General features: G+C 58.1%; 9 protein-coding genes. 8 read left to right on the top strand and 1 reads right to left on the bottom strand.

The features are described from left to right. Positions 1 to 19: 19 nt before the first annotated feature. Positions 20 to 787, top strand: a complete 768-nt coding sequence (locus tag HBN79_RS18310; protein WP_088378585.1) for a DeoR family transcriptional regulator — start codon at positions 20 to 22, stop codon at positions 785 to 787. A 9-nt stretch (positions 788 to 796) separates the two neighbouring features. Then, positions 797 to 2,632 (top strand): glutamine--fructose-6-phosphate transaminase (isomerizing), encoded by a 1,836-nt coding sequence (gene glmS, locus HBN79_RS18305; protein WP_094999571.1) that lies wholly within the window; start codon positions 797 to 799, stop codon positions 2,630 to 2,632. A 135-nt stretch (positions 2,633 to 2,767) separates the two neighbouring features. On the opposite strand, the gene HBN79_RS18300 is transcribed toward glmS, so the two are convergent. Then, positions 2,768 to 3,730, bottom strand: a complete 963-nt coding sequence (locus HBN79_RS18300; protein ID WP_095024803.1) for a bifunctional GNAT family N-acetyltransferase/nucleoside diphosphate kinase regulator — start codon at positions 3,728 to 3,730, stop codon at positions 2,768 to 2,770. Positions 3,731 to 3,917: 187 nt separating this feature from the next. On the opposite strand from HBN79_RS18300, the gene HBN79_RS18295 reads away from it, so the two are divergent. The 6 genes from HBN79_RS18295 to HBN79_RS18270 all read left to right on the top strand — a co-directional run bounded on the left by HBN79_RS18295 (position 3,918) and on the right by HBN79_RS18270 (position 12,343). After that, positions 3,918 to 4,832, top strand: a complete 915-nt coding sequence (locus HBN79_RS18295; RefSeq protein ID WP_169916988.1) for a LysR substrate-binding domain-containing protein — start codon at positions 3,918 to 3,920, stop codon at positions 4,830 to 4,832. Between the two features lie 104 nt (positions 4,833 to 4,936). Next, the gene (locus tag HBN79_RS18290) at positions 4,937 to 6,271 is read left to right on the top strand and encodes a serine hydrolase (protein WP_095020597.1); all 1,335 of its coding nucleotides are present in this window, start codon (positions 4,937 to 4,939) and stop codon (positions 6,269 to 6,271) included. Positions 6,272 to 6,421: 150 nt separating this feature from the next. Continuing rightward, positions 6,422 to 8,356 (top strand): protease modulator HflK, encoded by a 1,935-nt coding sequence (locus tag HBN79_RS18285; protein ID WP_094999567.1) that lies wholly within the window; start codon positions 6,422 to 6,424, stop codon positions 8,354 to 8,356. An 11-nt stretch (positions 8,357 to 8,367) separates the two neighbouring features. Next, positions 8,368 to 9,381: a protease modulator HflC gene (locus HBN79_RS18280; protein ID WP_169916987.1), complete on the top strand. Its 1,014-nt coding sequence runs from the start codon at positions 8,368 to 8,370 to the stop codon at positions 9,379 to 9,381. Beyond that, entirely contained in the window at positions 9,378 to 10,436 is a 1,059-nt protein-coding gene (locus HBN79_RS18275; protein WP_094999565.1) for a protease modulator HflK, read from the top strand. The genes HBN79_RS18280 and HBN79_RS18275 overlap by 4 nt, the downstream gene beginning before the upstream one ends. Then, positions 10,433 to 12,343 carry a cation-translocating P-type ATPase gene (locus HBN79_RS18270; protein WP_094999564.1) on the top strand — a complete coding sequence of 637 codons (1,911 nt, stop codon included), beginning with the start codon at positions 10,433 to 10,435 and terminating at the stop codon, positions 12,341 to 12,343. Before HBN79_RS18275 ends, HBN79_RS18270 begins: the two co-directional genes overlap by 4 nt. Positions 12,344 to 12,402 lie beyond the last annotated feature (59 nt).

Genomic DNA, 12,402 nt, shown 5'->3' with positions numbered 1-12,402 from the left:
AAACGAAACTTAAGCCGTTATGTCCAAACGTAATACGCCACAACGCAGACACAACATCCTGGCCATGCTTGCCGAGCAGGGCGAAGTCAGTGTGGATGAACTGGCCAAGCGCTTCGAAACCTCTGAGGTTACGATTCGCAAGGATCTGGCTGCACTCGAAAGTAACGGGCTTTTATTGCGTCGTTATGGCGGCGCGATCACCATGCCGCAAGAACTGGTCAGTGATGTCCCTCAGCCAGTTTCTCTTTATAAGCAAGCCATTGCCCGTGCAGCGGTTGGTCTGATTAAAGAGCATGCGCGCATCATCATCGACAGCGGCAGCACCACGGCCTCGATGATTCCACAACTGGGCCTGCAACCTGGCCTGGTAGTGATGACCAACTCCCTGCACGTCGCCAATGCACTCAGTGAACTGGAACATGAGCCTGTATTGCTGATGACCGGGGGCACCTGGGATCCGCACTCCGAGTCCTTTCAGGGACAGGTTGCCGAACAGGTGTTGCGCTCATACGACTTCGATCAACTGTTCATCGGTGCTGACGGCATAGACCTGCAGCGCGGCACGACAACTTTTAACGAGTTGTTGGGTCTGAGCCGGGTCATGGCTGACGTCGCGCGTGAAGTGATCGTGATGGTCGAGTCGGACAAGATTGGTCGAAAAATACCCAACCTGGAACTGCCCTGGAGCAGCGTCCATACCCTTATTACCGATGATCGCCTGCCCCTTGAGGCACGCGAACAGATTCAGGCCCGGGGCATAACATTGTTATGCGCGGCCCTAAGCTAGGAGAACTTTATGTGTGGAATCGTTGGCGCAGTCGCTGAACGTAATATCACGGCCATTCTGCTGGAAGGCCTGAAACGTCTTGAATACCGTGGTTACGACAGCGCAGGTGTGGCTGTTTTCACCAACAACGGCACCCTGGAACGCATGCGCCGCAACGGCAAAGTGGCCGAGCTGGAACAAGCTCTGGCCGGTGAGCCATTGGCCGGTCGTCTGGGCATTGCCCATACCCGTTGGGCCACCCACGGTGCGCCGTGCGAGCGTAACGCTCACCCGCATTTCTCCGGTTCCGATCTGGCTGTTGTGCACAACGGCATCATCGAAAACCATGAAGCCCTGCGTGAGCAGCTCAAAGGCTTGGGCTATGTGTTTACCTCGGACACTGACACCGAAGTCATTGCCCACCTGCTAAACCACAAACTCAAAGATCACAGCGACCTGACCGAGGCCCTCAAGGCCACCGTTAAAGAGTTGCACGGTGCCTACGGCCTGGCTGTGATCAGCGCCAAGCAACCGGATCGTCTGGTTGCAGCCCGCAGCGGCAGCCCGCTGGTGATTGGCCTGGGCCTGGGTGAAAACTTTCTGGCCTCCGACCAATTGGCACTGCGTCAGGTCACTGACCGTTTCATGTACCTGGAAGAAGGCGATATCGCTGAAATCCGTCGTGACAGCGTGCAGATCTGGGACGTAAACGGTCAGAGCGTTCAACGCGAAGCCGTGCAATACAGCGATGGCGCCGAAGCGGCCGACAAGGGCGAGTATCGCCACTACATGCTCAAGGAAATCCACGAGCAACCAGCTGTAGTTCAACGCACCCTGGAAAACCGCCTGGGTGCTGACCATGTACTGGTTCAAGCTTTCGGTCCACAAGCGAAGGAATTGTTCGCCAAGGTTCGCAATGTTCAGATCGTCGCCTGTGGTACCAGCTACCACGCTGGCATGGTTGCCCGTTACTGGCTCGAAAGCCTGGCAGGCATTCCGTGCCAGGTTGAAGTGGCCAGCGAGTTCCGCTACCGCAAAGTTGTGGTGCAACCGGACACCCTTTTTGTTTCGATCTCGCAATCGGGCGAAACCGCTGACACCCTGGCAGCACTGCGCAATGCAAAAGAATTGGGCTTCCTCGGTAGCCTGGCGATTTGCAACGTAGGTATCAGCTCGCTGGTTCGTGAGTCTGATCTGACGCTGCTAACCCAAGCAGGTCGCGAAATCGGTGTGGCTTCCACCAAGGCATTTACCACCCAGCTGGTAGGCCTGTTGCTGCTGACCCTGTCTCTGGGCCAGGTGCGCGGCACCCTGGAAGAGGGCGTTGAAGCACAGCTGGTAGAAGAACTGCGTCGTTTGCCAGCGCGTCTGGGCGAAGCCCTGGCGATGGATTCGGTGGTTGAAAAAGTGGCTGAATTGTTTGCCGATAAACATCACACCCTGTTCCTGGGCCGTGGCGCTCAGTTCCCGGTGGCAATGGAAGGTGCACTCAAGCTCAAAGAAATTTCGTACATCCACGCTGAAGCGTACCCGGCGGGCGAGTTGAAGCACGGCCCTCTGGCACTTGTGGATAACGATATGCCGGTAGTGACCGTTGCTCCGAACAATGAGCTGTTGGAGAAACTTAAATCCAACCTGCAAGAAGTGCGTGCCCGCGGTGGCGAGCTGATTGTGTTTGCTGATGAACAAGCCGGTATGAGCAACGGCGAAGGCACCCATGTGATCAACATGCCGCATATCCACGATGTGCTGGCGCCGATCCTCTACACCATCCCGCTGCAATTGCTGTCGTACTACGTGGCCGTGCTTAAAGGCACTGACGTGGACCAGCCGCGTAACCTGGCTAAATCCGTGACTGTGGAATAAATCACAGCTGCGGCACTACTCAGTGGTTTTAGAGAGTTAAAACTGTCGCGAATGAAGGGAGCCACTTACGGGCTCCCTTCTTCGACAGATCCCCTTCTTCCAGGTTGCTTGACCAACACTGAGGGAAACACTCAATTACAGGTGGAAATGGCCCGCAGCCTCTGGCTGGTAAAGCACTTTCATGATCTCAATTCGGCGGGTCCGATCAGAAATTCGCCAGTCAATGGCGTCCCCCTCCTGATAGCCCAAAATGGCGGCGCCAATGTCGGAATACACGGAATGCTTCCCTGCGTTGCTGTCCGCGTCTTCCGGGTAGACCAAGGCCACTTCGATCTCTTCGTCGTCCAGTTGCACTAAAGCCCTGGAGTTCATCGTGACGACATTGCCCGCCACCTGCTGCGGCTTGACGACAATGGCTCGTTCAAGCTCATGTTCGAGCTCAACAACCGTCGGACCTTGCTCCAGAGCGATTAGACTCTCGAGCCTGGCCTTGTCGATTTCAGTGATGTAGATCCTGGTGGAGTCGCCAACGGTACCTTCGCGCAAGAGCTGGAGATAGCGCCCCGCTGCCATGGAAAATGACTTCAATGTGGGCGTTTCGCTTTCAAGCACAAAGCCGCTGCGCAGAAAGGCTTTTACCGAGCGCGTGTTGTCCGGGTGGATCTTGGCGATGAGCTTCTTGGCCCGCATGTCGAGGAAGGCCAGTTTCATGCCTTCGCGGATCGTGCGGGCGCCAAGGTTTCGGCCCCATTTGTCGCTGTCTCCGATGACCAGGACTATCTCGCAATTTGAGCCGGTCTTGATCAGACGGACAAAGCCTACCGGGGCGTCATGCCGGTCATAAGCCATGAAGAATCGGCCGCCCTGGTTGAACAGATGGGTCAGGATTGGCAATTGGGTTCTATCAATGGCTTGCTCGATGGAGCGGGAGACATGACGTGAATCGCTCAGATAACAGGTGACGCGCTCATCTTCCAACCAATCCATCAACGTCAACGCATGCGCCCGAGTAACTTCCGGGCACAGCGAAATGAAAGGCTTGTTCATCTTCACCACACTTATTTTCAAGGGATGAAAGCCCTTCATGGCTACGGCCATGACGGTTCTTTCGGCAACCGGCTATTTTAAGACATAACGCAAGTAATGCCGAATGGTCGGGAGAGTTCGGGGATATCTTCGTTTTACCCTTTGATCCGACCCAGAGCCTCGCCGCAAGCAGCGCCAGCAAATGTACGTTGATGTCTTGTGGCTTCTGGGTTGTGGATAACTTCAGCAAGGAGCTGGCATGCTTTACACCAATGCGCTGAAACAATTGGATATGCAGGATATTTCGATCGTCTTGCTGTTGATCGAAAATCGCAGCGCCAAGCGTGTGGCAGAAATGTTGAATCTCAGCCAATCAAGCATCAGTTACAGCCTGAAAAAACTCCGCCACTGTTTCGACGACAAACTCTTCGAGAACACCGACGGCGCCATGCAACCCACGGCACGGGTGCTGGCGATCAAGCCCTATCTGCAAAACATCCTGCAGTGCATCAATCAGTGCGCCAAGGAAGGAGCAGGGCAGGGCACCGCGCTGCGTCAGTGGAATATCACTGCCCCGGAATATTTTGAAATTCTCATGTTGCCTGCAGTGTTGCAGCAGGTGCGTTCAACCGGGCGCAACTGGGCGTTGAGTGTGAGCCGCCTGGGCCAGGATTTGCCCATCAGTGAGTTATTGGCTTCTGACACCGACGTTTGCTTTGGCTTCGGCCCGGGCTATCACCAACGGCATCCGTTGCTGGGCTATCGCAGCCTTACTGAAGATTCTTTTGTGTGCCTGTCCAGCGTGGCAAAACATCAGGCTAAATCTTTTTTGGATATTGATGAATTTTGTGACACGCCGCACATATTTCCAACGCCGTGGCTGTCGGAAAAAAACATGGTGGATGGCTGGCTGGAAAAACAGTCGCGGCGTAGAAATATTTTTACCCGGGCCAACTCCTATCACGCCGGGGTCAATGTTTTATTGGCGGTGCCGGCACTGATCGTGATCCCGAAAAAAATAGTGGCGACGTTGAATGTGCCGCCAAACATTAAAGTTCTCCAACCGCCGCCCGGTTTTCCGACTTTCACTCTGGACATGATCTGGAGCCGTGAACGAACCATCCACAGCGACTTTCATGAGCTGGAAGGGTTGATCGAAAAAATAAAAAAATAAATTTCAGGTGCGCAAAATCGCCTGCGGGTGCTGGTGTGCGCTATACATTCCCACTGCTTATCCCGCAGGGTAGGGCACGGCCATGAACTGAAAAGGAATTTTCGATGATCAAGCAATTTATCAAACCCGCCCGCACCGGTGCGGTTTTTCTAGTGACTTGCCTGGCGGCTTCCATCGCCTGTGCCAGCGATAAAACCAGTTACCCGGACGCCGCTGCCAGCGACCCGGCGAAGCTGGGCTGGATGGTCGGTGCACCGCCCCCGCCGGATCGCATCGTGCGCTTTGCCGACGGCAGTTATTTCCAGTTTCCCGCCATGCGCTGGAGTGTTTCCAACTTCCGTCAATTGATGCCTACCACCAATGTCTCCCGTGGCCTGGGTGCGCCCGTGCCGCTGGCCAGAGCCTTGCGCACGGATATCGACGCCTTGACCTTCGTGCCACTGGGCAGCAAGGAGCCGATGACCTGGGAACAGTCGCTGGCGGCGAACTACACCGACGGCATTGTGGTGCTGCACCGCGGCAAAATTGTTTATGAGCGTTACTTTGGTGTGCTGACCCCCGAAGGCCAGCACGGCGCCATGTCGATGACCAAGTCCGTGGTGGGTACTATGGGCGCGATGCTGGTGGCTGATGGCACGTTGGATGCCAATAAAAAAATTGCTGAGTATGTCCCCGAGCTGGCCAAGTCGGCCTTTGGCAACGCCACCCTGCGCCAGGTGCTGGACATGACCACGGGACTTAAATACAGCGAAGATTATGCCGACCCCAATGCGGAAGTCTGGAAGCATGCACAGGCCGGTAACCCGCTACCCAAACCCAAGGACTACACCGGCCCGCAAAGTTATATGGAATATTTGCAGACGGTCGAGCCGGAGGGGGAGCACGGCGAGGCCTTCGCTTATAAAACCGTGAACACCGATGTGCTGGGCTGGGTCATTGCACGAGTGACAGGGCGTAACGTTGCGCAATTGCTCTCGGAAAAAATCTGGCAGCGCATTGGCGCTGAACAATCGGCCTATTTCACCGTGGATTCAATCGGTACCCCGTTTGCGGGGGGTGGTTTGAATACAGGGCTACGGGACATGGCCCGCTTTGGAGAAATGATCCGTAACAATGGTCAGTATCTCGGCAAGCAAATCGTACCCAAGGCGGTTGTCGATGACATTCGTGGTGGCGGCGATAAAGCGGCCTTTGCCAAAGCCGGTTATGACTTGCTCAAGGGCGCCAGCTATCGCGACATGTGGTGGGTGACGCACAACGCGGATGGTGCCTTTATGGCGCGCGGTGTTTACGGTCAGCGCACCTACATTGACCCGAAAGCCGAAATGGTTATTGTGCGTTATGCCTCCAACCCGGTTGCCAGCAACTCGGCTAACGATCCGGTGACTATTCCTGCATTTGAAGCCCTGGCCAAACAGTTGATGACTCACCCGGACTGATAGCGCCAAAAAACGCTGGGAGTCGTGCTTGACCGGCTCCCATAGCGGCGTTTCGCCGTTTTTAAACCAAGATGAAGAATCCGTAAGCTCGACAAAAGTTTCATCATTTCTGCGATATCGTAACTAGATATTTCATAAGTGAGTGTTTCCATGCGTGTCGATTTAGAGGCAGAGGAGGGCCGGCTCGAGTCTTTGCCTCGTTTCCAAAGCGCCAGCGCACAGGCTCGTCAGCTCTATCTACTGGGGGTAGTGCTGGCAGTCCTGGCGTTGCTGGCGTGGGTGCTGGCATTTTTTATAGGTCTGTTTTCATCGGAATCGCTGTGGCCGGTGCTGCTGGGCAATAACGCAGCAGCCATGCTGGTGCTGGCCGCAGGCGTTCAATCGGCTTACTGGGTGGCGGATTGGCGCAATGACGCACTCAACCCCGCACCACAGGTGGCTGAGGTCGCTCCCGACGAACAGTTGCGTGGCATTGAACGTTTTAACCAGCGGATTGATGCCGGGGCAAAACAGGTGCTGGCCACCATCGGCGCGCCCGTTTTGTGGCTGGCAGGCGTGAGCGGTGTCGCCTGGTGGAGCGTCCAGCACACCTGGAACCTGGCTTTACCCGGTTTGGCTCTGGGAACCTGGGGCAGTGTCGCGGCTGGCATTGCGGTGCTGTGCGCGTTTGCACTGTTAGTGTTCGAACGTTTCCTGGCGCAGCAACACCCTGGCCAATGGCCGGAGGCGCGTTTGCTGGCACCGTTGGTTCGCGTGCCCATCCTCACTTTGCTCCTGAGCGCCGTGTGCCTGATTTTCAGCAGCGACGATGCGGTGTGGCCTGCCCGCCTCGCGGTGCTGACCGGGTTGCTACCTGCTGCCGTGGCTATTGAGCTGATTCTGAGGGCGCTGGCTGCACTGTTCATCCCGCGCCGCGACAAACTAGAACCGCGCATGATCGGGCAAAGCTTTGTCGCTGGTATGTTGCGTTGGCCGCCTCAGCCATTGCTGACGCTGCAGAGCGAATTGCATAACCGGTTCGGCATCGACCTGCGCCAAATCTGGGCTTTTACCTTTATGCGCAAAGCGTTTTTCCCGGTGCTGGCGGTGGTTGCTGCTGTCGGCTGGGTGCTGAGCGGTGTGAGTGAAATCCCGCTGCAAGGTCGAGGGATTTATGAGCGCTTTGGTGAGCCGGTTGAAGTGTTGGGCCCGGGTTTGCACGTGGGCCTGCCATGGCCTTTTGGGCGAGTCCTGGCGGTGGAAAACGGTGTGGTACATGAGTTGGCCACTAGCACAGAATCGACTGTCGATCCGCTACTCACGCCTGCCGATGGTTTACCACCGCTTACCGCCAATCGCCTGTGGGATGCCACCCATGTGAATGACAAGTCCCAGGTGATTGCCAGCGACAGTGGCGACAAACAGGGCTTTCAGATCGTCAATATGGACGTGCGTTTTGTCTATCGCATTGGCCTGAGCGACCACGCCGCCATTGCCGCCACTTATCACAGTGCTGATGTACCGACGCTGATTCGCACTACCGCCAGCCGCATTCTGGTACACGACTTTGCCTCTCGGACGCTTGATGGTGTGCTCGGTGAGCAGCGCAGTGCGCTGGCCGATGATATAGGCCACGCCGTGCAGGCTGATCTGGATGGCCTGGACAGCGGGGTGGAAATTCTTGCCACCGTGGTTGAAGCCATCCACCCACCTGCCGGGGCCGCCAATGCCTATCACGGTGTGCAGGCAGCACAGATCAGCGCGCAGGCCCTGATTGCCCGCGAACGGGGCGCGGCCAGTGAACAAGCCAATGTGGCGCAATTGCAGGCCAGCGTCGCCCTGGATCAAGCCCATGCGCTGGCGCGTGAAATAAATGCCACCGCACTGACAGCTGATCTGCGCTTTGGCGCCGAGCAAAAAGCCTACGCCAGTGCCGGTCATGCGTTCCTTTTGGAACAGTACCTGAGCCAGTTAAGCCAGGGGCTGAACAATGCCCGATTGCTGATCCTCGACCATCGCCTTGGGGGCAGCAGTGCGCCGACCCTCGACCTGCGTTCTTTCACGCTGCCGGCCGATCCTGTCGCGCCGCGTAAAGCTGCTCAGTAAGGAGTCTTCTCTTGTCTCAATCCCACGATCACAGCAGCCATCATCATGGCTGTTCCCACCACGGCCATCACCATCATGACGATACCCTTGAGCCAAGCCCCTTCCCGTGGCGACGCATGGGCTGGGCGGCATTGCTGGTGCTGTTTGCCATCGCCGCGGCGAGCCTGGTGCAAGTACGTTCCGGCGAAGCCACGGTAATTACCCGCTTTGGCAACCCGGCCCGGGTGCTGCTGGAGCCCGGTCTGGGCTGGCGCTGGCCGGCGCCATTTGAAGTCAGCGTGCCGGTGGATCTGCGTTTGCGCACCACCTCCAGCGGCCTGCAGGACGTGGGCACTCGCGATGGTCTGCGGATTATTGTGCAGGCCTATGTGGCCTGGCAGGTGCAGCCCGATGCCGAGAATGTGCAGCGCTTTATGCGCGCCGTACAAAATCAGCCTGACGAAGCGGCGCGGCAGATCCGTACATTTGTGGGGTCGGCACTGGAAACGACGGCTGCCAGTTTTGATCTTTCAAGCCTGGTGAACACCGATGCCAGCCAGGTCAAAATTGCCGACTTTGAAGCGCAATTGCGTCAGCAGATCGAACAGCAATTGCTCAACACCTATGGTGTGCGTGTGCTGCAAGTGGGCGTGGAGCGCCTGACTTTGCCATCGGTCACGCTCACGGCGACGGTTGACCGCATGCGTGCCGAGCGCGAAACCATCGCCACGGAGCGCACCGCCGCAGGCAAGCGCGAAGCGGCGCAAATCCGCTCCGCTGCCGAACGCGATGCGCGCATCCTGCAGGCCGATGCGAGCATCAAGGCCGCGGATATCGAAGCGCAGTCGCGGGTAGAAGCCGCGCAGATTTATGGTCGTGCCTATGCCAGTTCGCCCGCGCTGTACAACGAACTGCGCACGCTCGATACGCTGGGAACAATGGTTAATCCCGGCACAAAAATTATTTTGCGCACCGATGCCGCACCCTTCCGGGTACTGGTCGATGGCCCGCCGAAGCTGGATGCCAAGGCTGGATCGCAGCCATGAGCCAGGCACCTGATGAAATCAAAGGTGTCAGCAGCCCATGGCAACAGGCGGGGCGACTGGCATTTTTGGGCCTGTACGCGGTGACTGTATTCGCGGCGGTTGCCTGGGGGTTTTCCAATGTGCGTCAGATCGATCCGCAAAATCGTGCCGTGGTATTGCGCATGGGCGCGTTGGACCGTATCCAGAATGCCGGCTTGTTGTGGGCGTGGCCAAAGCCTTTCGAGCAAGTGGTGATCGTCCCCGCAGCAGACCGCGTGAGTGAACGCCGGATTGAAAATCTGCTGCGCTCGGATGTGGCGTTGCAGGCCGATCGAAAAGCTTCGTTCGCCACGCCGGTCAGCGATGCGCTGGCCGGTTCCGGGTATTTGCTGACCGGTGATGCTGGCGTGGTGCAACTGGATGTACGGGTGTTTTACAACGTCACCGAGCCCTATGCGTTTGTGCTGCAAGGTGAGCATGTACTGCCTGCGCTGGACCGGTTGGTGACACGTAGCGCCGTTGCGCTGACCGCCGCCCGCGATCTGGACACGATTCTGGTGGCGCGCCCGGAACTGATCGGCAGCGACAGCCAGGCAGCTGAACGCCGTGAGCGCCTGCGCGGTGATCTGGTGCAAGGCATCAACCAACAACTCGCATCCCTGAGTGCCACCGGGCAGGGTATTGGTTTGCAAGTGGTACGGGTGGATGTGCAATCGAGTTTGCCGGGCCCTGCGGTGAATGCCTTCAATGCGGTACTGACGGCCAGCCAGCATGCGGAGCAAGCGGTGGCTGCAGCGCGCAATGAAGCGGCCAAAGTCACCCAATCGGCCACCCAGCAGGCTGATCGCAGTGTCGAGCAGGCCCAGGCCCAGGCCAGCGAGCGTCTGGCCAAGGCTCAGGCAGATACGTCTACCATCATCAACCTGGCCAAGGTACAGCAGGCCGGCAATGATTCTGGCTTGATGTTGCGCCTGTACCGCGAACGCATGCCCAGGATTCTGGGGCAGGCCGGTTCTGTCACCAGCGTCGATCCCAACGATGATTCCCGCCTGATTATTCAGGGAGCCGAACAATGAATGCGTCTGCCACTCAACCCGCCGTGAGCCTGTTGACCGGTCCCGAACAACGTCGCGCAGCGCGCCAACTGACACTGGCCATGCTGGCGCTGGGCTTGTTGGGTTTGGGGCTGGTATGGCGCTGGCTGATGCCCGCGCAAATCGGCGTCAGTCAGTTGCTGCTGGGTTTTGCTTCAATATTGGTGGCCGTGCCGGTCATGCGTTCGGCCTGGTACAGCCTGCGCTACCCGAGCCTGCACGGGATTACCGACCAGTTAATTGCCTTGGCCATGCTCGGCGCCTGGGCCACCGGCGATTTGCTGACGGCGGCTTTGCTGCCGATCATCATGATTTTTGGCCATGTGCTGGAAGAGCGCAGTGTGATTGGCTCCCAGGAAGCGATCCATGCCCTGGGCAAACTGACCCGCAGCCAGGCGCGTTTATTTCAGGCTGACGGCAGTTTGCTGGAAGTCGACAACGCCACCCTTAAAAGCGGCGATCAGGTAGAGGTGCGCGCTGGAGATCGGGTGCCCGCCGATGGTCTGGTACTGGCAGGGCAGGCCAGCCTGGATACGGCCTCTATTACCGGTGAGTCAGTGCCGCTGGAAGTCGGTAGCGGCATGCCGGTCTTTGGTGGGGCCATCAACCTCGATGGTTTACTGCGGGTACAGGTTACCCGCACCGGTGAAGAATCGACATTAGGTAAAGTCATCGCCCTGATGCAAAGCGCCGAGCGCGCCAAGCCGCCGATCACCCGTTTGCTTGAACGCTATGCTGGCAGTTATATGGTGTTGGTGTTGATGATTGCAGCAGTGACCTGGTTTATCACCAACGATGCCCAGGCCATGCTGGCAGTGCTCGTGGCTGCGTGCCCTTGTGCGCTGGTGTTGTCGGCACCGGCGACGGCGATTGCCGGGATTGCCGTGGCGGCGCGCCACGGGATCTTGATCCGTAGTTCGGCGTTTCTGGAAGAGCTGGCAGACCTCAGCTCATTGGTTGTGGATAAAACCGGCACCCTGACCTACGGCACTTTGCGCCTGCAAGCGATCGAAACCGATGTGCTGCACGAGCAACCGCTGCTGCAACTGGCCGCCAGTTTGGGCGCCGCCAGCAGCCACCCGGTGAGCCGGGCGCTGGCCGGGTTGGTGAGCCACGAGCAGATGCTCACCCTCAATGATGTGCGCGAGCGACAAGGGTTGGGCATTGTGGCCAGCACCGGGCAGGGTGAAGCAGCGTTGGGCCGTCCTGAATTGTTCAGTCAATTGAACATCACCACCAGTGCCGTGCCTGACCACGATGGCCCCATTGCCGGGCTTTCCCTCAATGGCAATTTCCTGGGCTGGCTGTTGCTGGCAGATAGCGTAAAACCCGAAGCCCGACAGGCGTTAAGTGAATTACGTGAACTGGGGCTTGGGCGCCAGGTGCTGCTGACCGGCGACCGCCAGAGCGTGGCCGAGCATTTGGCGCACACTGTGGGCATCAACGAAGTTCAGGCGCAGGCACTGCCCGAAGACAAGCTCGAACGTGTGCTGAGTGAAATCGGCAACGGCTTTCGGCCTATGGTGGTGGGCGATGGTATCAACGATTCGCTGGCGCTCAAGGCCGGTGTGGTGGGGGTTGCCATGGGCGCCGGTGGCGCGGATATCGCGCTGGCGTCATCGGATATCGTGTTGATCGGCAGCGATTTGCGTCGGCTGGGCACCTGCGTGCGCCTGAGTCGTGAGTGCCGGCATACTTTGCAGGTCAATGTGATCATCGGCCTGGGCTGGACCCTGGCGATTGTCGCGGCGGCGGCGTTTGGCTGGCTGGGGGCCGCCGGCGCGATGATCGCCGCGGTGTTGCATAACCTCAGCACATTGCTGGTGCTGGGCAATGCCGGGCGTTTGCTGCGGTTTCATGAACCCCTGCAGCCGTTGAAGTTGGCTTGAAAGTGATTCGGATAAACGGTCGCGCCCGCTCTAGCGTCGACCTCCTGTCCGCGAAGCTG

Origin of the sequence: Pseudomonas sp. WS 5051, from assembly GCF_012985715.1 — a bacterium.
Lineage (GTDB): Bacteria > Pseudomonadota > Gammaproteobacteria > Pseudomonadales > Pseudomonadaceae > Aquipseudomonas > Aquipseudomonas bubulae.
This window is presented reverse-complemented; position numbering and strand designations above follow the sequence as displayed.